General features: G+C 64.9%; 21 protein-coding genes and 2 pseudogenes. 13 read left to right on the forward strand and 10 right to left on the reverse strand.

The window, feature by feature from the left end; translation table 11 throughout:
* The first annotated feature begins 90 nt into the window (after positions 1-90).
* Positions 91-1,050 (forward strand): LysR family transcriptional regulator, encoded by a 960-nt coding sequence (locus AC3WLY_RS30360; protein WP_492309366.1) that lies wholly within the window; start codon positions 91-93, stop codon positions 1,048-1,050.
* A gap of 67 nt (positions 1,051-1,117) precedes the next feature.
* Here AC3WLY_RS30360 and AC3WLY_RS30365 read toward each other — a convergent pair whose 3' ends face one another.
* Positions 1,118-1,840, reverse strand: a complete 723-nt coding sequence (locus AC3WLY_RS30365; protein ID WP_492309367.1) for a haloacid dehalogenase type II — start codon at positions 1,838-1,840, stop codon at positions 1,118-1,120.
* 443 nt (positions 1,841-2,283) lie between these two features.
* Between AC3WLY_RS30365 and AC3WLY_RS30370 the strand changes: the two genes are divergently transcribed.
* Positions 2,284-4,533: a putative bifunctional diguanylate cyclase/phosphodiesterase gene (locus AC3WLY_RS30370; protein ID WP_175958816.1), complete on the forward strand. Its 2,250-nt coding sequence runs from the start codon at positions 2,284-2,286 to the stop codon at positions 4,531-4,533.
* A 22-nt stretch (positions 4,534-4,555) separates the two neighbouring features.
* On the opposite strand, the gene AC3WLY_RS30375 is transcribed toward AC3WLY_RS30370, so the two are convergent.
* Together AC3WLY_RS30375 and AC3WLY_RS30380 are read right to left on the reverse strand one after the other, a co-directional pair.
* A complete protein-coding gene (locus tag AC3WLY_RS30375) occupies positions 4,556-5,623 on the reverse strand; it encodes a diguanylate cyclase (protein WP_425130788.1) in 1,068 nt (355 codons plus the stop codon).
* A gap of 58 nt (positions 5,624-5,681) precedes the next feature.
* On the reverse strand, positions 5,682-6,686 hold the full coding sequence (locus AC3WLY_RS30380; protein WP_492309368.1) for a chemotaxis response regulator protein-glutamate methylesterase: 1,005 nt from the start codon (positions 6,684-6,686) through the stop codon (positions 5,682-5,684).
* A 329-nt stretch (positions 6,687-7,015) separates the two neighbouring features.
* Between AC3WLY_RS30380 and AC3WLY_RS30385 the strand changes: the two genes are divergently transcribed.
* The gene (locus AC3WLY_RS30385) at positions 7,016-7,465 is read left to right on the forward strand and encodes a hypothetical protein (RefSeq protein WP_244137175.1); all 450 of its coding nucleotides are present in this window, start codon (positions 7,016-7,018) and stop codon (positions 7,463-7,465) included.
* A gap of 49 nt (positions 7,466-7,514) precedes the next feature.
* On the opposite strand, the gene AC3WLY_RS30390 is transcribed toward AC3WLY_RS30385, so the two are convergent.
* On the reverse strand, positions 7,515-7,739 hold the full coding sequence (locus AC3WLY_RS30390; protein ID WP_072436500.1) for a hypothetical protein: 225 nt from the start codon (positions 7,737-7,739) through the stop codon (positions 7,515-7,517).
* 344 nt (positions 7,740-8,083) lie between these two features.
* Here AC3WLY_RS30390 and AC3WLY_RS30395 point away from each other — a divergent pair, with 344 nt between their 5' ends.
* From AC3WLY_RS30395 to AC3WLY_RS30415, 5 genes are all read left to right on the forward strand, one after another.
* The gene (locus tag AC3WLY_RS30395; protein WP_034179849.1) at positions 8,084-8,773 is read left to right on the forward strand and encodes a DUF969 domain-containing protein; all 690 of its coding nucleotides are present in this window, start codon (positions 8,084-8,086) and stop codon (positions 8,771-8,773) included.
* Positions 8,770-9,720 carry a DUF979 domain-containing protein gene (locus tag AC3WLY_RS30400; protein WP_072436502.1) on the forward strand — a complete coding sequence of 317 codons (951 nt, stop codon included), beginning with the start codon at positions 8,770-8,772 and terminating at the stop codon, positions 9,718-9,720. Before AC3WLY_RS30395 ends, AC3WLY_RS30400 begins: the two co-directional genes overlap by 4 nt.
* A gap of 19 nt (positions 9,721-9,739) precedes the next feature.
* The gene (locus tag AC3WLY_RS30405; protein ID WP_492309369.1) at positions 9,740-10,762 is read left to right on the forward strand and encodes a DUF2891 domain-containing protein; all 1,023 of its coding nucleotides are present in this window, start codon (positions 9,740-9,742) and stop codon (positions 10,760-10,762) included.
* A gap of 121 nt (positions 10,763-10,883) precedes the next feature.
* Entirely contained in the window at positions 10,884-11,207 is a 324-nt protein-coding gene (locus AC3WLY_RS30410; RefSeq protein ID WP_204422694.1) for a hypothetical protein, read from the forward strand.
* A 291-nt stretch (positions 11,208-11,498) separates the two neighbouring features.
* The gene (locus AC3WLY_RS30415) at positions 11,499-12,563 is read left to right on the forward strand and encodes an asparaginase (protein WP_492309370.1); all 1,065 of its coding nucleotides are present in this window, start codon (positions 11,499-11,501) and stop codon (positions 12,561-12,563) included.
* 108 nt (positions 12,564-12,671) lie between these two features.
* Here the strand turns inward: AC3WLY_RS30415 and AC3WLY_RS30420 are convergent, their stop codons facing one another.
* Complete coding sequence (locus tag AC3WLY_RS30420; RefSeq protein ID WP_492309371.1) at positions 12,672-13,646, reverse strand: LysR family transcriptional regulator; 975 nt, start codon at positions 13,644-13,646, stop codon at positions 12,672-12,674.
* Positions 13,647-13,788: 142 nt separating this feature from the next.
* Between AC3WLY_RS30420 and aspA the strand changes: the two genes are divergently transcribed.
* Both aspA and AC3WLY_RS30430 read left to right on the forward strand, forming a co-directional pair.
* Positions 13,789-15,195 carry an aspartate ammonia-lyase gene (gene aspA, locus AC3WLY_RS30425; protein WP_425130790.1) on the forward strand — a complete coding sequence of 469 codons (1,407 nt, stop codon included), beginning with the start codon at positions 13,789-13,791 and terminating at the stop codon, positions 15,193-15,195.
* Positions 15,196-15,298: 103 nt separating this feature from the next.
* A complete protein-coding gene (locus AC3WLY_RS30430; RefSeq protein WP_492309372.1) occupies positions 15,299-16,804 on the forward strand; it encodes an amino acid permease in 1,506 nt (501 codons plus the stop codon).
* Between the two features lie 50 nt (positions 16,805-16,854).
* On the opposite strand, the gene AC3WLY_RS30435 is transcribed toward AC3WLY_RS30430, so the two are convergent.
* Positions 16,855-17,538: an alpha/beta hydrolase gene (locus tag AC3WLY_RS30435; protein ID WP_492309373.1), complete on the reverse strand. Its 684-nt coding sequence runs from the start codon at positions 17,536-17,538 to the stop codon at positions 16,855-16,857.
* A 259-nt stretch (positions 17,539-17,797) separates the two neighbouring features.
* On the opposite strand from AC3WLY_RS30435, the gene AC3WLY_RS30440 reads away from it, so the two are divergent.
* Positions 17,798-18,040 carry an antitoxin gene (locus AC3WLY_RS30440; protein ID WP_072436899.1) on the forward strand — a complete coding sequence of 81 codons (243 nt, stop codon included), beginning with the start codon at positions 17,798-17,800 and terminating at the stop codon, positions 18,038-18,040.
* Entirely contained in the window at positions 18,037-18,444 is a 408-nt protein-coding gene (locus AC3WLY_RS30445) for a type II toxin-antitoxin system VapC family toxin (RefSeq protein WP_492309374.1), read from the forward strand. The genes AC3WLY_RS30440 and AC3WLY_RS30445 overlap by 4 nt, the downstream gene beginning before the upstream one ends.
* A gap of 100 nt (positions 18,445-18,544) precedes the next feature.
* Here AC3WLY_RS30445 and AC3WLY_RS30450 read toward each other — a convergent pair.
* The 4 genes and pseudogenes from AC3WLY_RS30450 to AC3WLY_RS30465 all read right to left on the reverse strand — a co-directional run.
* Positions 18,545-18,783: pseudogene (locus tag AC3WLY_RS30450) on the reverse strand (aldehyde dehydrogenase family protein); the annotation flags it as partial.
* Positions 18,784-18,822: 39 nt separating this feature from the next.
* A pseudogene (locus tag AC3WLY_RS30455) lies at positions 18,823-18,876 on the reverse strand (hypothetical protein); the annotation flags it as partial.
* A gap of 352 nt (positions 18,877-19,228) precedes the next feature.
* A complete protein-coding gene (locus AC3WLY_RS30460; protein WP_492309375.1) occupies positions 19,229-19,504 on the reverse strand; it encodes a DUF937 domain-containing protein in 276 nt (91 codons plus the stop codon).
* Between the two features lie 781 nt (positions 19,505-20,285).
* On the reverse strand, positions 20,286-20,837 hold the full coding sequence (locus AC3WLY_RS30465; RefSeq protein ID WP_492309376.1) for a recombinase family protein: 552 nt from the start codon (positions 20,835-20,837) through the stop codon (positions 20,286-20,288).
* Between the two features lie 1,554 nt (positions 20,838-22,391).
* Between AC3WLY_RS30465 and AC3WLY_RS30470 the strand changes: the two genes are divergently transcribed.
* Positions 22,392-24,486, forward strand: a 2,095-nt coding sequence (locus AC3WLY_RS30470) for an ESPR-type extended signal peptide-containing protein (protein WP_492332742.1), incomplete at its 3' end; no start/stop codon positions are given.

Genomic DNA, 24,486 nt, shown 5'->3' on the forward strand with positions numbered 1-24,486 from the left:
TTCATGATGTACCGATAAAGAAACCGGTTGGATGTGCATTTCTGCATATCGACGGCCGGCCCGGAGACTCCAGCCCTTTTTTCCACGCCGATGCGACATGCCACCGAGCCGGTTTCCGGCAACCTGAACTGGGACGACCTGCGCTTCTTCCTCGAAGTCGCGCGCACGCAGCGCGCGAGCGGCGCCGCGAAGCGGCTCGGGGTCGACTACACGACCGTCGCGCGGCGCGTTCGCGCGCTCGAGGCCGCGATGGGCACGCTGCTGTTCGACAAGTCGCGCTCCGGCGGCTTCACGCTGACGGCCGAAGGGCAGCGGCTCGTCGCGTATGCGGACGCGATGGAGACGACCGTGCAGTCCGCATGCGACCAGGTCGCGAACACCGGCGAGGCGCTGTCGGGCCACGTGCGGATCGGGTCGACCGAAGGGTTCGGCTGCTTTTTCCTGGCGCCGCAGCTCGCGCAGTTTCGCGCCGCGCATCCGCATGTGACGGTCGACCTGCTGCCGGTTCCGCATTTCGTCAACCTGCCGAAGCGCGAGGCCGACCTGGCGATCACGCTCGAGCGGCCCGAGCGCGGGCCTTACGTGTTCACGAAGCTGTGCGACTACCAGTTGCGGCTCTACGCGACGCGCGACTATCTCGCGAACCATGCGCCGATCGCGTGCACCGACGATCTCGCGCGGCACGCGTTCATCAGCTATGTCGACGATCTCGCGTTCAGCAGCGAGCTGCTGTACCTGGACCGCGCCGTGCCGGGCGCGACGGCCGGGCTGCGCACGACGAGCGTGATCGCGCAATATTTCGCGGCGCAGCAGGGCGGCGGGCTCGCGATCCTGCCGTGCTTCATGGCGGCCACGCAGCCGGCGCTGGTGCCGGTGCTGCCGGACGACGTGGTCGTCACGCGGTGCTTCTGGCTGACCTGCCGCGAGGATCTGCGCAAGCTGCGCCGCGTGACCGCGCTGTGGGATTACCTGCGCGCGGCGGCGGATGCGAACCGGGAATTGCTGATGGGGGCGTCGGGGCGGCTCAGGTTCGTCGGCGAGCCGGATTAGCCGGTGACGGAAGCGGCGGCGATTCGCGCGGCGCTCGCGGCGAACGGGCGAACCGCGCAGCCGGCATTCAACCCGGGCAGCCGAGCCGATCCGCTAGTTCGTTCAGATTCCTGACGTCGAAGTCCCATGCTTCGTCGGCTTCCAGGTCAGTCGTCTGGCCGGGCCCGTGTTCGGTCGGGCGCAGCACGAACGCGGTCGATAGCCCCTGCCGGCGCGCGGCCGCGAGGTCGCCGTTGTGCGCCGCGACCAGGCACAGCTCGCTCGGCGCGACGCCGAGAATGTCGACCGTGTCGCTGTACACCTGCGGCGACGGCTTGTATGCACGGACGACCTCCGCGCCGAGGATCGCGTCCCACGGCAGCCCCGCGCGTTTCGCGACGTCGACCATCAGCCGGATGTTGCCGTTCGACAGCGGCGCGATGATGAAGCGCCGCTTCAGCCGGTGCAGCGCGGCGACGGCGTCGGGCCACGGGTCGAGGCTGTGCCATGCGAGGTTGAGCGCATCGATGTCGGCGTCGGGCACGTCGACGATTCCGTAGCGGTCGAGCGTGCGCACGAGGTTCTCGCGATGCAGCACGTCGAGCCGCACGTAGCGGCGGCGCCCGCTGCGGATTTCTTCCATCGACGGCGAATATTCGGCGCGCCACGCATCGGCGAACTCGAACGGATCGAGCGCCGGCGCGTGGCGTTCCAGAAAGGCGGCGGCGCCGCGTGCGACGCCGCTTCTCCAGTCGACGATCGTTCCGAAGACATCGAAAACGAGCGCCTTGATTTCGGCAGGGTTCGTCATGGTGATCCAGTGAAGGTCGTTCGATGAGGACACACATCGCCGTGCCGCCGGAATGCGCGACGCCGGTTCGATCGACATTGAATCACGGATACGAAAACGCGGCTTGGCGGGGCCGCGATGGCTTCCGGGGGCTGCTGGAACGGGGGCAAGGGCGCGGCCGCCGGCCGGAAAACACCGGCGGCCGCGCGTACGCCTGCTGATCGACTTCCTGGCCGAACACATCCGGAAGGATTGACGGGCGGCGCATCAACCGCGCGTAAGCCCTGATGCGCGCGGACGCGCGGGGTGTCACGGATTGGTGTTAAATACATTTCGGCGCGCGCTGGCTCGACGCGCAAACGGGGCTCACCGGGCATCGGCGTAAACCCGGAGCGAAAACGGCACGAAGGATCGAAAACGAATCGGGCGCATCAGACCCGATCGGACAGACGGCAGGATTCAACTTGAATACCGAACCGCAAAGTTCTCGTTACAGCCTCGGGCTCGCCGCGGAAGTGCTCGCGTCGGAGCAGAGCGTGCTGAGGCTGATCACGCGCAACACACCGCTGCCGGAACTGTTGATCGAAGTCTGCCGGCGCGCCGAGACTTTGCTCGGCGACGGCGCGTCGTGCACGATCCTGCTGCTCGATACGGACGGCGTGCACGTGCGTGTCGGCGCGGCGCCGTCGTTGCCCGCGCAGTACAGCGCCGCGATCGACGGCGCGTCGATCGGGCCCGCCGCGGGCTCATGCGGCACGGCGATGTACGAACGCCGGATGATCGCCGTCGAGGACATCGAAACCGATCCGCTGTGGGCCGACTACCGCTCCGTCGCGTTGCCGCTGGGCCTGCGCGCGTGCTGGTCGGTGCCGTTCCTCGACGAGGCAGGTGCGGTGCTCGGCGCGTTCGCCGTCTATCACCGCACGCCGCGCCGGCCGAGCGACGAGGAAGCCGCACTGTTGCGCGATATCGGCAACAGCGTCGGCCTCGCGGTTCACCAGGACCGGATGGTGCGGCAGCTCGCGCGCAGCGAGGAACATCACCGGCTCGTCGTCAACAGCCTGAATGAAGGAATCCTCGTCGTGTCGCGCGACGGCGTCGTGATTGCGAGCAACCCGAGCGCGAACCGGATGATGCGCGTGAAGGGCGACCTCGTCGGCCGCCGGCTGTCGACGGTGATCCTGCGCAAGCTGCGCGAGGACGGCACGCCGATCGCGCCGGACGACTGGCCGAGCCGGCTCGCGCTCGTGACGGCCACGCCGCTGCTCGGCTACACCGTCGGCTTCGGCCTCGCGGACGGCGACGTCATCTGGGTGCGCGGCAACGCGGTGCCGATCGTGAAGCCGGGCGAGACGCAGGCCGACTCGGTGCTGGTGTCGTTCAACGACATCGGCCCGGTGCGCGAAGCGCAGCAGCAGTTGCGCTACATGGCGACGCGCGATGCGCTGACGGGCCTCTACAATCGCCGCTGGCTCGGCGATCGCATGCGCGAACTGTTCGGCGAGCGCGATGCGGCGGCCGGGCCCGCGCGCGTCGCGATCCTGTTCATCGATCTCGTCGGCTTCAAGAAGGTCAACGACACGGCCGGTCACGACGCGGGCGACGCGCTGCTGCGCAGCGTCGCGGCGCGGCTCGAGGCCTGCGCGGGCGGCCGGCACGCGCTCACGCGCGTCGGCGGCGACGAGTTCGTGATCCTCGTCGAGGACTGCGACGATCCCGACCGTCTCGCGGTGCTCGCGCGCGAGGTGATCGACGCGATCGCGAAGCCGTTCGCGATCGCGAACAACGAGTACTGGCTCGGCGTGTCGATCGGGATCAGCGTCGCGCCGCGCGATGGCGGCGACGCGGTCACGCTGATGCGCAATGCCGATTCGGCGATGTACGACGCGAAGCAGCACGGCCGCAACCACTTCACGTTCTTCACCGCGCAGCTCAACCTGCGGCTGCAGCGCCGCTTCGCGATCGAGCAGTCGCTGCGGCGCGCGCTCGCGTCGGACATGCTGCGGCTCGCGTATCAGCCCGTCGTCGATGCACGCAGCGGCCGCACGGTCGGCGCCGAGGCGCTGCTGCGCTGGACGAGCCCCGAACTCGGGCCGATGTCGCCGGCGGAATTCATCCCGGTCGCCGAAGATACGGGGCTGATCGTCGCGATCGGCCAGTGGGTGCTCGAAACCGCGTGCCGGCAGATGGCCGAATGGCGCCGTACGATCGCGCCGGACCTGATGCTGGCCGTGAACCTGTCGCCGCGGCAGTTCCACGAAGGGCTCGTCGAATCGGTCGGGCGCTGTCTCGCGCAAACGCGGCTCGATCCGTCCGCGCTCGAGCTCGAGATCACGGAAGGACTGCTGATGAACGACACGGACACCGTGCTGCCGATGCTCGAGGCGCTCACGGACATGAACGTGAGGATCTCGGTCGACGATTTCGGCACTGGTTATTCGTCGCTCGCGTACCTGAAGCGCTTTCCGCTGCACAACCTGAAGGTCGACCGTTCGTTCGTGTCGGGCGTGCCCGATCATCACGATTCGGTCGCGATCACGCAGGCGGTGGTCGCGATGGCGCATTCGCTCGGGATGAAGGTCACGGCCGAAGGCGTCGAGACGCAGGCGCAATCGAGGTTCCTGCAGCAGATCGGCTGCGACATGCAGCAGGGCTACCTGTTCAGCCGCCCGCTCGACGCGAACGACTACGCGCGCCGGCTCGGCGCCGCGTGAGCGCGGAGTGCGGGGTGCGGGCTCAGTCGTTGCGCGGCGCGCCGAAACCGCCGGCGCCTGGCGGCGGTGCCGACGCATCGATCTCGACGCGGTTCTTGCCTTCGTGCTTCGCACGGTACAGCGCGCGGTCGGCGGCCTCGATCAGCACGGTCGTCGGCAGGCCGGGCGCCGGCACGATGCTCGCGCCGCCGATGCTGATCGTCACGGTGTTGCCCGTCGACGAATGCGCGTGCCGCAGCCGCAGCGCCTCGACCGCGAGACGGATCTTCTCGCCGAGCAGCCGCGCGGCGCCCGGCGACGTGGCCGGCATCACGACCGCGAATTCCTCGCCGCCGAAGCGCGCGGCGAGATCGCCCGACTGCCCGAGGCAGCGCTCGATGGTCGACGCGATCTGCTTGAGCACGCTGTCGCCCGACACGTGCCCGTACGTGTCGTTGTACAGCTTGAAATTGTCGACGTCGATCATCAGCAGCGACAGCTCGCTGCGCTCGCGCGTGCCGCGCCGCCATTCGGCGGCCAGGTATTCGTCGAGATAGCGGCGATTGGACAGCCCGGTCAGCCCGTCCGAGTGCGTGAGGCGCCGCAGTTCGAGATTGGCCTCGAGCAGCTGCTGCTGCGATTGCCGCAGCGCGCGATAGGCCTCGTCGCGCTGCAGCAGGTTCATGTACGAGCGCGAGTGGTAGCGGATGCGCGCGACGAGCTCGATGCGATCGGGCAGCTTCACGAGGTAGTCGTTCGCGCCGGCCGCGAACGCGGCGCTCTTGATCACGGGCTCTTCCTGCGTCGACAGCACGATGATCGGCACGTCGCGCGTCGCCGGATTCGCGCGGTACGTCTTCACGAGGATCAGCCCGTCGGTGCCGGGCATCACGAGGTCCTGCAGGATCACGGTCGGCCGCGTCTCGATCGCGGTGGCCATCGCGTCGTCCGAGCGCGGGCAGTAGTGGAAGTCGATGCCTTCCTCGTCGACGAGCGCGCGTCGCACGGCTTCCGCGACGATCGTCTGGTCGTCGACCAGCAGCACCATCGCCGGCACGTCGACGGGCGGCGTATGCGGGCCGCCCGGCGGGCGAGTCAGGTCGCTAGTCATGATCGATGCGGGTTGTTGCAAGGGCAGGCATGGGTGTTGCGCGTGTTCATCGTCGGGATCAGATTCGCGCGAGCGCCGCCAGCTCGCCCGCGATGCGGCCGAGCGGCAGGATCGCGCGCGCCGCGCCGAGCGTCGCGGCCGCCTTCGGCATGCCGTACACGGCGCTCGTCGCCTCGTCCTGCGCGATCGTATGGTAGCCCTTCATCCGCAGCGCCTTCAGGCCGATCGCGCCGTCGCGCCCCATCCCGGTGAGCAGCACGCCGATCACGCGGCCGGGCCAGTGCTCGGTCAGGCTGTTGAAGAACACGTCGACCGACGGCCGATACGGCGTGGCGGCCGGCTCGCGCGTGTATTCGAGCGTGCCGGCGCGCGTGATCCGCAGGTGATCGTCGGTCGCGGCGAGCAGCGCGACGCCAGGCTGCGGGCGGTCGCCTTCGCGCGCGACGCGCACGGCGAGCGGCGTCTGGCCGTCGAGCCATTGCGCCATGCCTTCGGCGAATGCGCGGTCGACGTGCTGCACGATCACGATCGGCGCGCTGAAATCGGCCGGCAGGGCGCCGAGGATCGACGCGAGCGCGCCGGGGCCGCCGGCCGATGCGCCGATCGCGACCAGCGGGCCGCCGCCGGCGCGGGTGGCCGTACCGGCAATGCGCGTACCGCCGGGCGCATCGAGCAGGCGGCCGATCTGGTCGATCTTCGCAAGCAGTAACCTGGTCGTATCGCCGGCCGCGCCATCGCCGAGCCGCGGCGTGTCGACCGCGTCGAGCGCACCGGCGCCCATCGCTTCGTACACGCGCCACGCGTTCGCGCCGATGCAGCTCGTCACGATCAGGATTGCGCACGGTCGTTCGGATCGCATGATCCGCCGCGTCGCTTCGATCCCGTCGAATTTCGGCATGATCAGGTCCATCAGCACGACGTCGGGCGGCTGCGCGGCGCACAGTTCGACGGCCTGCGCGCCGTCGGTCGCGACCCACAGCACGCGGTGCTCGGGCCGACGCGCGATCGCGCGGCGCATCGCCTCGACGGCAAGCGGGAGGTCGTTGACGATGCCGATGTTCACAAGCGGAATTCTCCGGTCGGTTCGTAATGTTGGATATGGGCCGGGTTCATGGAAGGGGCTGCCTGTTCGGCGCCGCCGGGCGGCATCGGTGGCCGGCGGCGCGGTATTCTTTTTCGGTTGGCGACGCCCCGAATGCTGTCATGCGGCGCGGGCGGCGGCAATCGAAAAATTTGCGCATGGTGCTGTTCCAGTACGTTTCCTCTATGACGATGACGGTGCGGCGTTTCCGGCGGTAACGGAACCGGGGCGGCGCAGTCGTGCATGCCGGGGCCATGCGATCTCGGCACGGCAGGCCGCCGAAGGACGCATGTTACCGTGCCGGCTTCGACATGAAGAACGAGGAGAACCGGATGGCTGCGCCCGACACCACGCTCGTCAGCCGCGACCCATACGCGCCGGTCGTGATCGAACGCGATGGCCGGTTGCTGTACCGGATCGACATCGAGAGCGGGCACGCGTCGTTCTACCGCGAGTTTCCGGTCGAGCCCGACGCGGTGCGCGTGCTGCGCGACGACGCCGAGCGCTACTACTTCCTGTTCGCGGCGCTTCATCATCCGTACCAGTTGCGCGCGACGAACCTGTCCGACGCCGAGCGCGAACGCTACTTCAGCACGATCCTGTTTGCCGGCCGCGACGAGGTCGAAGCGTTCCTGGCGCAGCTCGATCGCGACAGCAACGGCGCCGTATCGAACCTGCTGAGGATCTTCACGCGGGCCGACCACGGGCAACTGCGCGCGGGCCGGTGGTTCGGCGCGGGCGCCGGCACGCCGGCCGCATAGCCGGTCGCAACCGGGCACCCGGCCGCGCACCGGATGCGCGGCCGCGCCGTCAATGGCTGCGCGCGTACCCCTGGATCAGCGCGCGCATCATCCCTTCGACCGTCGCGTCGAGCAGGTCGGATTCCTGCTCGGCCTCCTCGACGAGCGCGGCATAGGCGGTCGCGAGCGTCACGCGGTCGACTTCATTGCGCTGTTCCATCAGCGTGACCATCCCGTCCTTCGCCAGATGAGCGGAGAACGCGCGGCTGCCGATGGTCTGGAATACGTCAATCATGGCGGCTCTCCCGTACGTTGCAGATGCTTTCCAGTTTAGTCGGCGCACCGGGGCTCCGCCACGCGCGGCGGCCCGTGCCGGCTGCCGCCGGCCGCGCGAATGCGGGGAAGCGCATGCCGCAACGCGTGCGGCCGCGCCGCCCGACCGACGATCGATTCATCTGATGAAACGCCGCCGACACATGGCCCGTGCACGGTGTCCGCATGCTTCAACGTTTACCCGAACCGGCAAATCGTCGACTTTTTATCGATAAAGTCTCGTGTTAGATTTCGCGGTCAGAGCCCGGTCCAAACCGGGCAGGCGGCCGCTGCAAAGGCGCCGCGCGTCCAACACAAGGAGGAGCAATGCTGGTGCTGATTGGGGTGCCGATCGTCGTGATCGGTTTCGCGCTGCGCTTCAATGCGCTGCTGGTGGTCACGATCGCGGGGCTCGCGACGGGGCTGGCGGGCGGGCTGAATCTCGTCGACATCGTCAGCGCGTTCGGCAAGGCGTTCACCGAAAACCGCTACATGGGCCTCATCTGGCTGACGCTGCCGGTGATCGCGCTGCTCGAGCGCAACGGGCTCAAGGAGCAGGCGAAGCGGATGATCTCGCGCGTGCAGGCGGCGACCACGGGCCGCGTGCTGATGCTGTACTTCGTGCTGCGCCAGGCGACGGCCGCGCTCGGCCTCACGTCGCTCGGCGGCCATGCGCAGATGGTGCGGCCGCTGATCGCGCCGATGGCCGAGGCCGCCGCCGTCGACCGGCACGGCGAACTGCCCGAGTCGGTGCGCCAGCAGATCCGCGCGCACGCGTCGGGCGTCGACAACATCGCCGTGTTCTTCGGCGAGGACATCTTCATCGCGATCCAGTCGATCCTGCTGATCAAGGGCTTTCTCGAACAGAACGGGATCGTCGTCGAGCCGCTGCACCTGTCGGTATGGGCGATCCCGACCGCGATCGCCGCGCTGCTGATCCACTGCACGCGCCTCGCGCTGCTCGACCGCCGGCTCGCGCGCGGCTGCGGCTTGCTGGCGCAGGAGGGCGCGCGATGATCGGCCTCGAATCGCTGTACACGCTCGCGGGGCTGATGTTCGCCGCGTTCGCGTGCTTCAACCTGACGGACCGCACGAACCCGCGGCGCGTCGTCAATTTCGCGTTCTGGGCGATCTACGCGGTCACGTTCCTGTTCGGCGCGCTGCTGCCGCATTTCGTGACGGGCTGCCTCGCGATCGGGCTCGCGGTGATCGCCGGCTCGGGCAAGCTCGGGCGCGGCAAGTCGGACGAAGCCGGCGAAGCGGCGGCCGTGCGGCGCGAGTCGCTCGCGCAGCGTTTCGGCAACCGGCTGTTCCTGCCTGCGCTGCTGATTCCGGTGGTCACGCTGATCGGCACGTTCGCGCTGAAGCGCGTGCCGTTCGTCGACCCGAAGAGCGTGACGCTGATCTCGCTCGTGCTCGGCACGATCGTCGCGTTCGTCGTCGCGCTCGCGATGCTGCGCGATTCGCCCGTCCATGCGCTGAAGGAAGCGCGCCACACGATGGACGCTGTCGGCTGGGCCGCGATCCTGCCGCAGATGCTCGCGGCGCTCGGTGCGCTGTTCGCGCTCGCCGGTGTCGGCGGCGTGGTGTCGGGGCTCGTGAAGGACTGGGTGCCGATCGATTCGCCGTTCGCGGTCGTCGCGGCCTACACGGTCGGCATGGCGCTGTTCACGATGATCATGGGCAACGGCTTCGCCGCGTTCCCGGTGATGACGGCCGGCATCGGCCTGCCGCTGATCGTCCACCAGTTCCACGGCAACCCGGCGATCGTCGGCGCGATCGGGATGCTGAGCGGCTTCTGCGGTACGCTGATGACCCCGATGGCCGCGAACTTCAACGTCGTGCCGGCGGCGCTGCTCGAACTGAAGGACAAGAACGGCGTGATCAAGGCGCAATGGCCGACGGCCGTGCTGCTGCTGGCCGTGAACACGCTGCTGATGTACGCATTCGTATTCCGCTTCTGACTCGATGGACGAGATCCTCATGACCGATCGACTCACGCCCGAACTCGCGTCGAAATTCGCGTCGCTCGCGCTCGCGCACCTGACCCGCGAATATCCGAACAAGCTCACGCATTCGCTCGAAGGTCCGCACGACGTGCAGGGGCCGCGCGCGCTGCATCCGATCTTCTACGGCAGCTACGACTGGCACTCGTGCGTGCACGGCTACTGGCTCGTGCTGCGCGTGCTCGAACGCTATCCGGCGCTGCCGGAGGCCGAGCGCATCGTCGCGATCGTCGACGCGCACTTCACCGATGCGAATGTCGCCGGCGAGCGCGCGTATCTCGCGCTGCCGCACAACAGCGGCTTCGAGCGGCCGTACGGCTGGGCGTGGCTGCTCGCGCTGTCCGCGCAACTCGAGCGGCTCGCGCTGAAGGGCGTGCTGCCGCAGGCCGCGCGCTGGGCGAAGACGATGGCGCCGCTCACCGACCTGTTCGTGTCGCGCTTCGAGTCCTTCCTGCCGAAAGCGACCTATCCGCTGCGCGTCGGCACGCACTTCAACACCGCATTCGCGCTGGCGCTCACGCTCGACTTCGCACGCGACACGCAGCGCGACGGGCTCGCGGCGCTGATCGTCGACACCGCGAAGCGCTGGCACCTGGACGACGTCGCGTGCCAGGCGTGGGAGCCGTCGGGCGACGAATTCCTGTCGCCGGCGCTGATGGAGGCCGAGCTGATGCGGCGCGTGCTGCCGGCAGCCGAATTCGACGGCTGGTTCGCGCGTTTTTTGCCGGATCTCGCGCGCGGCGAGCCGGCGACGCTGTTCGAGCCGGCGACGGTCAGCGACCGCAGCGACGGCAAGATCGCACACCTCGACGGGCTGAACCTGAGCCGCGCGTGGTGCCAGCGTGCGCTTGCCGGCGCGCTGCGGGAAGGCGATGCGCGGCGCGCGAAGCTGCTCGACGCGGCCGGCCGGCATCTCGCGAGCGCGCTCGCGCACGTGGCCGGCGATTACATGGGCGAGCACTGGCTCGCGACGTTCGCGTTGCTTGCGCTGGAAGCGTAGCGCGCGAGCGCGAAACCCCGCCGGCGGCAAGGTCATCGGCGCGCGGCTATACTCGCCGCTCGGTCCGCTTCGCGCCGCATTCATCGCGCGAAGCGGCCATCCGCCAGTTCGCCTCTTCGCCATGCACAAGCTCATTTCCTACATCGCCGCGATTCACGGGCTCGCAGGGCCCGTGTCGATCGTGTCGCATGCGACGTCGCACGACCGCTGGACCGACGACGATGTCGAGGTCGTGCGCGACGAAACCGAATACCGTTTCGACAACGGCGCGATCGTGCGCCGCTCGGTCGAGCAGGACCGCGCGCCGTCCGACCTGCTGTGCGCCGAATGCTGGATCGACTACGACGTGCTCCGCCATCCCGATGCACAGCCGATCAGCCCGTCGCGGCTGACGTTCGACAACGCATGTCGCGAGACCTTCTGGCTGCGCTACCACCTCGCGTGAACGTGCGAACGTGTGCGGCCGCATCATCCTGGCGGCGCGCGGGCAGGTTCGCGCGTATGTCTGCGCCGTCGGGATCGGCGTGCGTCCCGGAATGGTGTGCGCAACAGAAGTGAATTTGAATGATTTTGTGCTGAATCGGTCAGGTCTTGTCACAACGAGGTTGCCTTTGCGTGGCATGCAACACCGCTTTCCATTGCCCAGCCGGCGCGCGGCGGCGACGACTCGATACACTTCCGTACCGGTTGGACGGGCCCCGGCAGCCAGGCCCGAGCAAGGAGGAGGCAGGACACGATGGAGATCCAACGCGCAGCGGTCGTCACGTACCGCGGCAATGCGATCGAGAACACGCACGTCGCCCATGTGGCGGTGGTGGATGCAAGCGGCAGGTTGCTGGCCCGGTTCGGCGATCCGTTCCGGATGACGCTGGCGCGCTCGGCGGCCAAGCCGGCCCAGGCGCTGTCGGTGATCGAGACGGGCGCGCCCGAGCGCTTCGGCTTCGACGACGCGGACATCGCGCTGATGTGCGCGTCGCACAGCAGCGAGGACCGGCACATCGAACGCACGCGGGCGATGCTCGCCAAGGTCGCCGCGCACGAATCGGATTTGCGGTGCGGCGGCCATCCGCCGTTGTCCGACGCGGTGTACCGGTCGTGGATCAAGCGCGACTACACGCCGACCGGCGTGTGCAGCAACTGTTCCGGCAAGCACGTCGGGATGCTGGCCGGCGCGCAGGCGATCGGCGCCGCGATGGCCGATTACCATCTGCCCGATCATCCGATGCAGGTGCGCGTGAAGCATGTCGTGGCCGATGCGTGCGGCTTGCGCGACGACGAAGTCGACTGGGCGATCGACGGGTGCAACCTGCCGACGCCCGCGTTTTCGCTGGATCGGCTGGCGCGTCTCTACGCATCGCTGGCCGACAGCGCGGACACGGTGGAAGCGGGCGGCGGTGAGATCGGCGATCGCGTTCGCGCGCTGGCGCGCATTCATCGTGCGATGACGGCGCATCCGGAACTGGTCGCCGGTGACGGGCGCTATTGCACGGTGCTGATGAACGCGTTCGACGGGCAGGTGGTCGGCAAGCTCGGCGCCGATGCGTGCTACGGGCTCGGCGTGCGTGCATCGGAGAACACGCGGCGGCTCGGCGCCGACGGCGCGCTCGGCATCTCGGTGAAGATCGAGGACGGCAATCTCGACGTGCTCTACATGGTCGTCAGCGAGATTCTCGAGCGGCTGCAGATCGGTACGTCCGCGCAGCGCGCGCAACTGGCCGGCTTCCACCGGCCGCGGATGCTCAATACGCAGGGCGTCGAGATCGGGCACGCCACGTTTCCGTTCGAATTGCAGCCTGCCTGAGCGTCGTCCCTACACCGATCACCGATGCCGTCGGCCCGCGAACCGGGCCGTGCGCATCGGCGCCCGCCCGCTAGTTGATCGACGCGAACGCCAACGCCAACGCGGGCGCTACGCGCGCGCGCCGCGAATCTTCGCCAGCTCGACGTCCGACAGTTCGCCGATCTGCGCGAGATGTTCCGCGAGAAAATCCTTCAGCACGCGCAGCTTCGCCGAGCTGCGCCGGTTCGCCAGATACGCGATGTAGATGAATTCGCCCGTCAGCCGGTTCTGCAGCCGGTAGCGCGGCAGCACGGCTTCGAGTTGCCCGCTCGCGAGCAGGTCGCGCACCAGCCAGATCTCGAACTCCGCGATGCCGAGCCCCGCGCAGGTCGCTTCGAGCAGCAGCTCCGAATGGTCGGTGACGAGATTGCCGGCCGGCAGCACGCTGTGCCGCGCGTCGCCGTGCACGAAATCCCAGCGCGGATCGCCTTCCGGGTGCACGTAGCGCAGGCAGTTGTGGTGCTTCAGGTCGTCCGGCGCCGACGGGCGCCCGTAGCGATCGAGATAGCCGGGCGCTGCGCACAGGATGCTGTCGTTGCGCGACAGCCGGTGGACGACCAGGTTGTCCAGGTAGTTCTCGCCCTCGTGAATGTCGAGATCGAAGCCGCCGGCCACCAGGTCGTTGTGGTTGTCGGTGAGCCGCACGTCGAGCTGGATCGTCGGGTAGCGCGCGAGAAACGGCGCGATCAGCGGCGCGAGGTGGCGGCGCCCGAACGCGACCGGCGCGGTGAGCTTCAGCGGGCCGCTCGGCTGCGCATTCAGCTCGGCGACCACACGCAGCGTGTCGTCGAGATCGGCGATCAGCGTGATGGAGCGCTCCAGGTAGATGTGGCCGGCCTCGGTCAGCGTCACGCTGTGCGTCGAACGGTGCAGCAGCGCGACGCCGAGCGTTTCCTCGATCGCCGTCACCTTGCGCGCGACGGTCGACGTCGACACGTGCATCTCCTTCGCGACCGCCGAAAAACTCCCCGTTTCGACCACTCTCACGAACGCGCGCATCGCGCCGAGGTGATCGATGCCTGTCTCTCTCACGCCTTTTTTCATCCGATTCTCGCTGTTGCGTCCCACGCAAAACCGCTTTCGATAATACAGAGGCGAGCTTGTTTTTGCAAAGGCATAGAATGCGAACCCGTCGCGTCGGGAAGCGGCGCACGACGAGCGGCACGAGACACCCAGGAGGGGCACGATGGCAGAAAACGGCTTCCGCGTCGAAGCGGATCTTTTAGGCAAACGAAGCATTCCGGATGCGGCTTACTATGGCGTTCATACGCTGCGCGCCAAAGAGAATTTCGACATTTCCGGCCGCAGTATCGCGACGCTGCCGTACCTCGTGATGGCGCTCGCGGCCGTGAAGGAAGCCGCGGCCGACGCCAACTGCGAGCTCGGGCTGCTGCCGAAGCCGTATCGCGATGCGATTGCCGCCGCGTGCGTCGAGATCCGCGAAGGGCGCCTGCACGACCAGTTCGTCGTCGACGTCATCCAGGGCGGGGCCGGCACGTCGACCAACATGAACGCGAACGAGGTGATCTGCAACCGCGCGCTCGAAATCATGGGGCACGCGCGCGGGCAGTACGAATATCTGCATCCGAACGAGCACGTCAATCTCGCGCAGAGTACGAACGACGTGTACCCGACCGCGATCCGGGTCGCGACGTGCTTCGCGGTCGAGCACCTGCTCGACGCGATGGCGCGCCTGCGCGATGCGTTCGCGGAGCGGGCCGACGCGTTCGCGGGCCTGCTGAAGCTCGGCCGCACGCAGTTGCAGGACGCGGTGCCGATGACGCTCGGCCAGGAATTCTCGACGTACGCGGTGATGCTGACGGAAGACATTGCGCGCTTGCAGGAAGCCGGCTGGCTGATCCGCGAGATCAATCTGGGCGCGACCGCGATCGGCACGGGGATCACCGCGCATCCGCAGTATGCGGAGAAGGCGCTGGCGGCGCTGCGGCGCATCACCGGGCTCGACCTGAGCACCGCGCCGAACCTGATCGAGGCGACGCAGGATTGCGGCGCGTTCGTGCAGGTCTCGGGCGTGCTCAAGCGGATCGCCGTCAAGCTGTCGAAGATCTGCAACGACCTGCGGCTGCTGTCGAGCGGCCCGCGCGCGGGGTTCGGCGAGATCAACCTGCCGCCCGTGCAGGCCGGCTCGTCGATCATGCCCGGCAAGGTGAATCCGGTGATCCCGGAAGTCGTCAACCAGGTCGCGTTCGAGGTGTTCGGCAACGACCTGACCGTGACCTTCGCCGCCGAGGCCGGACAGCTTCAGCTCAACGCATTCGAGCCGGTGATCGCCAGCGCGCTGTTCCGCAGCTTCAGCCACCTGACGGCCGCATGCACGACGCTCGCGCAGCGGTGCGTGAGCGGGATCACCGCGAATCCCGAGCGGCTGCGCGAAACGATGGAGCGCTCGGTCGCGCTTGCAACCGCGCTGAACCCGTATATCGGCTACAAGCGCGCGACCGCCGTGGCCGCCGAGGCGCACGAGAGCGGCAAGTCGATCCGCGAGGTCGTGCTGGATCACCAGTTGATGACCGAAGCGCAACTGGACGACGCGCTGCAACCCGAAGCGCTGATCCGGCCGCGCGCGCTTTGACACCGGCCGCGCGGCGCCGGCGCGTGCCGCCGGCGGCCTGCGCGCGGCCGTTCAAAAAGCGCCCCGGAGCGGGGCGCGACACATCAATAAACGGAGACACAACATGAAATACACCAGCGAGCGGCCGGCCGATACGGCCGGCGGCGCGGATTCCCGTCATGCCGATCCCGACGCGATGTTCGCGTCGCACGAAGCCGGTTATGCGAAGCATTTGAAGCCGCGGCACGTGCAGATGATCGCGATGGGCGGTGCGATCGGCACCGGCCTCTTTCTCGGCGCGGGCGGGCGCCTGCAAAGCGCTGGGCCCGCACTGGCGCTCGTGTATCTCGTCTGCGGCGTGTTCGCGTTCCTGATCATGCGCGCGCTCGGCGAGCTCGTGATGCACCGGCCGACCAGCGGCAGCTTCGTGTCGTATGCGCGGGAGTTCATGGGCGAGCGCGCGTCGTTCGTCGCGGGCTGGATGTACTACCTGAACTGGGCGACGACCGGCATCGTCGACATCACCGCGGTCGCGATCTACATGAAGTACTGGGCCGTGTTCACGGACGTGCCGCAGTGGGTGTTCGCGCTTGGTGCGCTCGGGATCGTGTCGGTGATGAACATGATCGGTGTGAAGGTATTCGGCGAGATGGAGTTCTGGTTCTCGCTCGTCAAGGTGGGCACGCTCGCGGTGTTCCTCGCGGTCGGCGCCGTGTTCCTCGCGAGCGGCCATCCGGTCGCCGGCCAGATGCCGGGGCTTCACCTCGTCGCGGATCACGGCGGGATCTTTCCGCACGGCATCCTGCCGGCCGTGCTGATCGTGCAGGGCGTCGTGTTCGCGTATGCGAGCATCGAGCTCGTCGGCGTCGCGGCGGGCGAGACCGCCGATGCGCGCAAGGTGCTGCCGAAGGCCATCAACGGCGTGATGTGGCGCATCGCGCTGTTCTACGTCGGTTCGGTCGTGCTGTTGACGCTGCTGCTGCCGTGGACCGCGTATAGCGCGCATGAAAGCCCGTTCGTGACGTTCTTCGGCAAGCTCGGCGTGCCGTACGTTGGCACGGTAATGAACGTCGTGGTGCTGACCGCCGCGCTGTCGAGCCTGAATTCGGGTCTCTATTCGACCGGGCGCGTGCTGCGCTCGCTCGCGATGGGCGGGTCGGCGCCGCGCTTCGTGTCGCGGATGAACGCGCGCGGCGTGCCGTACGGCGGGATCCTGATCACGGTCGCGATCAATGCGATCGGCGTGCCGCTGAACTACATCGTGCCGGCCCAGGCGTTCGAGATCGTGCTGAACATGGCGTCGCTCGGGATCATCACGACGTGGGGTTTCATCGTGATGAGCCAGATCCTGTTCCGCCGCGCGGTCGAGCGCGGCGAGCTGAAGGCCGTGTCGTTCCGGATGCCCGGCGCGCCGTTCACTTCGTGGCTCACGCTCGCATTCCTCGTCGGCGTGCTGGTGCTGATGGCGTTCGACTACCCGGGCGGTACGTGGACCGTCGCGACGATTCCGGTTGTCGTGCTCGCATTGGTCATCGGCTGGAAGCTCGCGAAGCGCGGTGCCGAGCGTGAGCGGGCGGTTGCCGCACCCGCGGCCGTGCACGTCGTCGCAGATCCTGCGCAGAACGCGTGACGGTGCGCGCCGGGGGCCGGTCCGTTCGCGGGCCGGCTTTACCGGTGCGGTCAGTTCAATCCGGTGCGTTCGCCGACCCATCGGCCGAAATCGGCGGCCATTTCCTGAGTCAGTTCGTGCCCGGCCGCATACAGCCGCGTGTCGTGTGCGACATCGAGCGCCGTGAGTTTTGCATCGGCGGTGTCGGCCCATGCGACGGGCAGCTTGTCGTCGAAGCGGCCGTGCACGATCAGCGCGTGCAACGGGCGAAGCGCATCGCGCGGCGCGATCAGCGGATCGATTTCCGGCAGGATGCGGCCGCACAGCACGGCGAACCCGGCGACGTCGGCCGGCGACGTGAGGCCGACGCTCGCGCTCATGATGCCGCCCTGGCTGAAGCCGGCGATCACAGCCGGCAGCGCGGAGCCCGCGCCGTCCTGCGCACGGAAGGCGCGCAGCAGCGTGATCAACTGGAGGCGGCTGGCGTCCGCGCGGGCCGCGTCGATTTCGGGGCCGTTCGGGCCGAAGCGCACCGGAAACCACGCGTGCTGGTCGGGCCCGAAGGTCAGCGGGCCGCGCACGAACGCGATCTCGATGCGCGGATCGATCACATCGGAAATGTTCAGCAGGTTGGTTTCGTTGCCGCCGACGCCATGCAGCAGCAACAGGCGGGCGGCGGGGCGGCCGGCAGCCGGGCGCAGCCGGTACTGGAGGCCCGAATCGGGATTGGTGGTCAGCGGCAGGGCGTCGGTCATCGCGTGGGTCCGGAAAGGGAACGATGCGACAGTCTAGAGCGTGCGGACTGGGAGGTGAATCGTCGGGTGGCGATTGATTGTTTCCTGGCGGGAACGAATCCGGCCGCGGTTCATGTCGGGGACGGATTGCCGATATCGCGACGCACGGCGCGGGGCGATGGCCGAAATACCCACCGACAACAGGCCGATCGGACGACTCGTCATCCTCACGCTTAGTTGATAAAATAGATACATTTTGTAGATACGTGGGGGCGTGAAGATGGATATTGCCAAGATCTTCAAGCATGGCGGATCGCAGGCCGTCCGGCTGCCGAAGGATTTCCGCTTCGAGACGACCGAGGTTCGGATTCGCCGCCACGGGGCGTCCGTCATTCTCGAGCCGGTGCCGCAAGACTGGGCATGGCTGACACCGCTGATCGGCCCGGTCGACGCCGACTTCGAGGCCGCTGCAACAACCCAGCCGGACGTTCAAGAGCGCCCGGGACTGGACGTGTTTGAATGAAGTTTCTGCTGGATACCAACGCGGTAATCGCCATTCTCAAAGGCGAGCCGGCCATGCTGGCCAGGCTGCGTGCGCATCGACCGGCGGACTTCGGAATTCCGGCGATCGTCGCGCATGAGCTCTATTACGGAGCTTACAAAAGTCAGCGAGTGGCAGCCAATCTGGCGCGCGTGGAAGGGCTTCAGTTCGAGGTCGTGTCGTTCGACGCGGAAGATGCTCAGCATGCCGGCGAAATTCGTGCGCATTTGACCGCGGCAGGAACACCGATCGGCCCATATGATGCATTGATCGCAGGGCAGGCGCGTGCGCGGCGGCTGGTGCTTGTCACGCATGACATGCGCGAATTCGAACGAGTCCCGGAGCTGCGGATCGAGGATTGGCTCGCAGGCGTGCACGAAAACTGACCGCATTGCAGTCATGCAGCGACCGGAACGGATTCCTCCGCGCTGAATCCGGCTCGCATACCCGCATGCGATCCTGCGCTGCGAGCGCGGCGCGTTCGTCTTACCGAAGCCGGATGATCGGCGATTTCAGTTCCGTGTATTTCTCGAGCGTGTGCAGCGAATTGTCGCGCCCGTTGCCCGACTCCCTGAAGCCGCCGAACGGGAAGTTCATGTCGTCAGTTTCCTCGTAGCCGTTCACCACACCGTGCCGGTCTGCAGCCGGCGCGCGGTTTCGTGCGCGGTCGTCAGGTTTGCCGTCCACACCGATGTCGCGAGCCCGTAGCGCGTGTCGTTCGCGAGCGCGGCGAGCCGCAGCGCACTCAGCGGCGATTTCTCCGACGGTTTCAGCACGACGCTGTTGCCGGCCGCGAGCGGGGGCGCGAAATAAGGCATAGCAGCGGTTTCAAACGCTTTTCCAGGCGTTGCGTTCCGGCAACGTCCGAACGCTCGGATGTCCGTTTATTTTGATAATGTGTTCGTGCTGTCCTTTGATTCCGCTAGCGCGTCAGCCGAAGCTCGAGAAGGAGCGGCAACGACGGGTTAGAAAAATAAAATAGCAGTGTTAATTAAATGGCGAGCGTCCTGATCTACCAATCGAATCCATTCGCATGCATCGCACCCTCCTAGAAGCAGCCCCAGATTCAATTTTTCGTCGGTCAAGTCATTGCGACGCTGCGCTGCGCGCGATGAGTCACTATCGAGAGACGAGCATGTTCAAGAATTGCCGTCGGTTGTGTTAGCGGAATCAACGGACACGATGTTCTCCTCCGGAGAAGACACGACTGAGGTCAGACGACAGAAGGTCGGGATTGACGGCCGACGAATGAAGTACCGACAACAACGACGCTGCCCCTTCAGGTGTTTTCGCACAGTGTGAAATTGCTGGGTACAAATTCGGAAGCATTGCATCGACACCGGCTTGCACCGCGGTCTGCGATTCACCCAGAAATGATGGACTTTGTTGAGTCAAAGGCTGTGCAATCAGCGATCGAACAGACTCGGCAATATTTGTCGTTGACATATAATTTGCAATATTTAATGTATTATTGATAATTAGATTTATGCTATTCAATAGCTTGCAAGGCGCGGCTTAGATGGCAACCATCGTGATCGGATAAATTTATGTAGGATGATTTTGCAATCGGAGGTATCGCGCTTCCAATATAGCGGCTTTGCTTTGTCTGCGATAGTGAAGATGACATTGATTTTCAATGTCGAAAACCATTCATCTGCACAATTCGAATAAGCAACCATGAGGCAACGGCGATTGTTCGTTGAATGAGCAACGCGACGACCTCGGAGGCCCTGATAAAAGTGAGCCTTGGCAAACTCGATTTCGACGTAAATCCATTGGCCTCCGAGATTGAAGCTGCTGGCTCTACGGAATTGCGTGCGAGAGCGGTTCATGGAGCCGTGGCTTCTGGATATTCAGCGGGATCTGTTTGGTCGTCTGATCGTTGCAAAGGCACATTCAGAGCTGCTGCGACTGTTGGCGAGTGGCGGGCATTTGTTGAATTGATCGGCGCTAGATCGCGTCCGGAAAACCCAGGCAGGTCACCGTCGGGCGATCAGGTGCGAGCGATTCGGGACACGAAGTCTGCACTCGAAACTGAACTCGACTCGGCTGCTCGTTGGCTGATCTCCGACGGTGTCAATCCGGCATCTCGTGACTATTTTCGCTGGCTCCGAGCTGCGCCGTCCGGGGGCCCGCCGAACACAGCGCGCGGACTACCTCCGGGCCAACGGCGAGCGCTCGTCCTGCGCCCAGCGGAGTCACTGTCTGGACTTGATGCGGGAATGTGTCAATTCCCGTTGGCCAGAATGCGCTTCAAGGTGCGTGGATGGACCTTGAAGCGAGCGGCGACATCCGTAATCGAGTTCTGCTTCAGTAAGCTCAGAGCCTGCGCGCGCTGCTCATCATCAAGTGCTCGTTTGCGACCGATCGGTTTGCCCCGAGCCCGCGCGGCTGCTATTCCTGCGCGGGTGCGCTCGCTGATAAGGCTACGTTCGAACTGCGCGAGCGCCGCCATCAGGTGAAAAATCAGCACCCCACCGGGGGAGTTGGTGTTGATTGATTCCATGATTGAGCAGAACTGAATTTCTCTGCCCTCGAGATGGGTGACCAAGTCGATCAGTTTGCTTAATGATCGGCCGAGGCGATCCAAGCGCCAGACCATCAACGTATCGCCGGCAGATAACGTAGTGAGGGCAGCGTCGAGACCTGGTCGCGAAAAATCTGCACCCGAAACCCCCTGGTCAGTATGGATTGACTCGCAGCCTGCACGGGTCAGCGCATCTATTTGAAGCTCGAGATTCTGTTCATCCGTGGAAACACGTGCATAGCCGACTATCATGTCCGCCGCCCCAAGCCAGCCAAATCCGATGTAAGACCCTGCTGCCTCTGATGTGCGGACACGGTCGCATCATGTTGGAGTGCCGTTTGTCGGAGGACTTGCTGTTCTGTGATCAACGTACTCAACTTCATCTCTCATTAGAGTAGGTTTCCTGCCGGACTGATTAGGTGGCAGATATTTGGTTGTCTTTGACCGAGGTCTTCAGTTCGTTTCGCCTGCTTATACCGGCCTCATCCCCTGGTGCGTCGAAGCCAGATCGGACCTGAAAACGTAATTTGGCCTTTTGCGCGATTAAATATTCATCTGATAAAAATGCATAGTTGTTGGTGAAAACCCTAAAAGGTGGCGCTCAAGACTAATAAAAACGTTTCAATAGTGAAACGCAATTCCTGACAAAACAGCTCAATCGTTAAGAAGAGTTAACTGACGAGGTGGCGTCGCGGATTCTACTGGACAAAAAGGTTCCTTTATTTCCACGGTCAATCGGAAAGTGACGATCCTTGTCAGTGGAGGCTGACAGCGATCTGAGGGCCGTTTCTACGAATTTGATACAAAGGAACGTTTATGTTCAGACCCCTGATTAGACGAAACGGAAGAAGAATCAGGCCCGATAAGGTGTTTGAGAGGAAGGTGTTACCTCGTTATGGAGCGAAAATCAGTCAAGTCGGTAATTTGTACCGACAGATTTGTAGGGGAATCGTAGGGATTTGGATTGTGATCGTTGGTCGAGCGTGCTTGTTGCTAATACACAACAATCGTCAGATGCGATCCGGTTGCCGGCTGTGGGCTGGATAGATCAGGGATCGAGATGCGAGAGATACGCGGTGCAATGAAAGGGAATTAGTGATTGCACTTTTTCAATGGGAGTCAGCGCATATAGAAAATCGAACGAGTCAAGTTATCGTTGGCTTTTTGTTGGATTTTGATTCGATTGAGCGGCCAGAGAAGCGCGATATTTGCAAATGGCGGAATGAGATGAACAGGCGAAACTTGGATTCGATGTTTGCAACCGAAGCGTACAGACTGGACCAGTCGAGTCAGATGCTGACTCATTTGCTGCACGCTACGTCCCCCAACGGTCTTGAAGACGCGGACGCATGTGTCAATGCGATTGAGTCAATTGTTTTCGAACTGTTGGCACGACACCTTGACGGCGCAAGCAGGGGGCGCGCGCGGCGGGCTTACCAGGCGGGTATCGCGGCTGGGCTGAACGACTGGAATTCGGACGAGGGTGGTGCAGCCGTGCAAGACGAGGCGGAAGGTGAGCGGTCCGGCGCACTGTTGAAGGTGATAGCGCGGGCAGGGTGGGAACACGGTCGGGCAATCCGATACTGGATTGTGTTGCGGCACACTCAGGAAAGGGTTTCAGTTCCAGGCGATAGCGGAAGCGCGGAATTTCGCGGCGCGACAAGCACCGCTCTATAACACCCGGGGTGAAGCAGTGTCGTTTGGTTGATGGAAATTTAATAAGAAGTCCTGCTTAATATTATAGGCCGATGCGAGAAATCTACGCCTGTGTCGTGAGACAGCGCATGAGCCAATGAGGTGGCGAAAATGAATAGGTCATACAGAACTATCTGGAATGAGGCGCTTGGGACGTGGGTTGCGGCGTCGGAACTTGCCATGGCGCGGGGCAAATCGAACAAGTCGACCGTCGTAAAGGCCGTTGCGGCCGCCGTGCTCACCGCGGCTGCTCAAGGTGGCTATGCCAGCACGATCGGAGTGGGTGCGGGCGCGGTCGCGGGCGGCTCGGCGTGCGGTAGCTCCGGCGTTGGCCCGGACGGCACGACCAACTACACCAGCCGCGCGATCACGGACGGTAACGGCAACTTCTCCACGGTTGCGGGTTGCTCGGCCAACGGCAATAACAATTTTGGTGTCACGCTGTACGGTTTTTACACGACCGTTACTGGCGCCGGCGGCACGGCGATTGGCTTGGGTGCGGACGCTGCCAAATGGGCAACCGGTGTCGGTTTGCAGACGACGGCTTCGGGACAGGCAAGTAGTGCGTTCGGATTTAATGCATTGGCCAGCGGCACAAATTCAGTGGCTTTGGGTACGGCAGCTACTGCTTCGGCAGCCAATGGCATTGCCATTGGGGTTAATGCGCTCGCATCCAGCGGCATAATTGGATTCAACACGGCGATAGGTACCAATGCCACTGCATCAAACCAGAACACTATTGCGATTGGGGATTCCTCGACAGCTAGCGGAGTCGATGCCGTCGCGCTTGGATACAATAACAGAGCCGGCGGAAAATTCTCATATGCGAGCGGTATTTCTAATACTGCTATTGCCAACAATGATGTGGTAGTGGGACAAAACAATCAGAGCTATATAGAAACCGCGGTTGCAGTTGGTTATTCAAATATTGTCGGATCTACTGCAACCCCCGCCCTGGGGACGACGGATGTTGTATTTGGTGCCAATAATCTTGTAAATACTACAGACACTGGGTATGCCTCGACAGCGATAGGCATGGGAAACACCGTGTCTGGTATAACTAATTTGGCGTTCGGAGTAGCTAACAATATCGCTGGCGGTAACAACACAGAGGCAATTGGTGTTGCCAACGTGGTTGGCGTGGCGGGTGACACTAATTATTATGACGCTTACGGGATGCGCAATACGGTAACCGGCATTCAGTCCGTCGCGCTGGGAAATTTCAATACAGCTACCGGCGCAAATGCGCTCGCACTGGGGCGCGTTAACGTAGCCTCAGGCCAAACTAGCTTCGCGGCCGGCAATGCGTCGACCGCGAGCGGCGCCACTACCGTCGCGATTGGCAATACCTCAACGGCAGCTGCAGCTTCGACGGTAGCGCTTGGCGACACGAATACAATTGCCGCCGCTGCCGGTACCGGCTCTACGGCGATCGGCTACAAATCAAGCGTGACGAGCGGTACCGGGGCGGTTGCGATCGGTAGCCAGCAGACCGCTAGCGGTAACGGTGCCGTTGCCATCGGCGATCCGAACAGCGCGACCGGCACGGGCGCGGTGGCCGTCGGCGCGAACAATACGGCGAACGGGCAGGGCGCGATCGCGGAAGGTAACAGCAACACGGCAACCGGTCAGGGATCGGTTGCCCTGGGCAATACGTCGACCGCCGCCAGCGCGGGTTCCCTGGCAATGGGCGATACGGCGAGCGTTGTTACGGCCGCGACGAATGGCGTGGCGCTGGGCTCTGGCGCTGTAGTAAACAATGCGAACGCCGTGGCGTTGGGTTCCGGTTCGGTGACGGCGGCGGCGAATCCGACGGCCACGGGCACGATCGGCGGCGTGACGTACAACTACGCGGGCACGACGCCTTCGAGCGTGGTGAGCGTGGGTGCGCCGGGCGCGGAACGCCAGGTGACGAACGTTGCGGCAGGGCGAGTATCGGCGACGAGCACGGATGCGATCAACGGTTCGCAGCTGTTCGCGACGAACACGGCGATTAACAGCCTGTCGACGTCGACGTCCACGGGCATCAGTTCGCTGTCGACAGGCCTGAGTTCGACCAATAGCACGGTGACGTCGTTGTCGACTTCGGCGTCGACAGGAGTTTCGTCGGCCAACAGTTCGATCACGTCGCTGTCGACGTCGACGTCCACGGGCATCAGTTCGCTGTCGACGGGCCTGAGTTCGACCAATAGCACGGTGACATCGC

Source organism: Burkholderia sp. FW306-1C-G01B (genome assembly GCF_058781685.1).

What these genes read in the sequence shown, in the direction of transcription:
- AC3WLY_RS30465 (WP_492309376.1), bottom strand. Translation starts at nt 20,837, where the DNA reads ATGATAGTCGGCTATGCACGTGTTTCCACGGATGAACAGAATCTCGAG.
- AC3WLY_RS30390 (WP_072436500.1), bottom strand. Translation starts at nt 7,739, where the DNA reads ATGATTGACGTATTCCAGACCATCGGCAGCCGCGCGTTCTCCGCTCAT.
- AC3WLY_RS30385 (WP_244137175.1), top strand. Translation starts at nt 7,016, where the DNA reads ATGAAGAACGAGGAGAACCGGATGGCTGCGCCCGACACCACGCTCGTC.
- AC3WLY_RS30400 (WP_072436502.1), top strand. Translation starts at nt 8,770, where the DNA reads ATGATCGGCCTCGAATCGCTGTACACGCTCGCGGGGCTGATGTTCGCC.
- AC3WLY_RS30445 (WP_492309374.1), top strand. Translation starts at nt 18,037, where the DNA reads ATGAAGTTTCTGCTGGATACCAACGCGGTAATCGCCATTCTCAAAGGC.
- AC3WLY_RS30415 (WP_492309370.1), top strand. Translation starts at nt 11,499, where the DNA reads ATGGAGATCCAACGCGCAGCGGTCGTCACGTACCGCGGCAATGCGATC.
- AC3WLY_RS30360 (WP_492309366.1), top strand. Translation starts at nt 91, where the DNA reads ATGCGACATGCCACCGAGCCGGTTTCCGGCAACCTGAACTGGGACGAC.
- AC3WLY_RS30410 (WP_204422694.1), top strand. Translation starts at nt 10,884, where the DNA reads ATGCACAAGCTCATTTCCTACATCGCCGCGATTCACGGGCTCGCAGGG.
- AC3WLY_RS30420 (WP_492309371.1), bottom strand. Translation starts at nt 13,646, where the DNA reads ATGAAAAAAGGCGTGAGAGAGACAGGCATCGATCACCTCGGCGCGATG.
- AC3WLY_RS30440 (WP_072436899.1), top strand. Translation starts at nt 17,798, where the DNA reads ATGGATATTGCCAAGATCTTCAAGCATGGCGGATCGCAGGCCGTCCGG.
- AC3WLY_RS30435 (WP_492309373.1), bottom strand. Translation starts at nt 17,538, where the DNA reads ATGACCGACGCCCTGCCGCTGACCACCAATCCCGATTCGGGCCTCCAG.
- aspA (WP_425130790.1), top strand. Translation starts at nt 13,789, where the DNA reads ATGGCAGAAAACGGCTTCCGCGTCGAAGCGGATCTTTTAGGCAAACGA.
- AC3WLY_RS30460 (WP_492309375.1), bottom strand. Translation starts at nt 19,504, where the DNA reads ATGTCAACGACAAATATTGCCGAGTCTGTTCGATCGCTGATTGCACAG.
- AC3WLY_RS30430 (WP_492309372.1), top strand. Translation starts at nt 15,299, where the DNA reads ATGAAATACACCAGCGAGCGGCCGGCCGATACGGCCGGCGGCGCGGAT.
- AC3WLY_RS30395 (WP_034179849.1), top strand. Translation starts at nt 8,084, where the DNA reads ATGCTGGTGCTGATTGGGGTGCCGATCGTCGTGATCGGTTTCGCGCTG.
- AC3WLY_RS30405 (WP_492309369.1), top strand. Translation starts at nt 9,740, where the DNA reads ATGACCGATCGACTCACGCCCGAACTCGCGTCGAAATTCGCGTCGCTC.
- AC3WLY_RS30375 (WP_425130788.1), bottom strand. Translation starts at nt 5,623, where the DNA reads ATGACTAGCGACCTGACTCGCCCGCCGGGCGGCCCGCATACGCCGCCC.
- AC3WLY_RS30365 (WP_492309367.1), bottom strand. Translation starts at nt 1,840, where the DNA reads ATGACGAACCCTGCCGAAATCAAGGCGCTCGTTTTCGATGTCTTCGGA.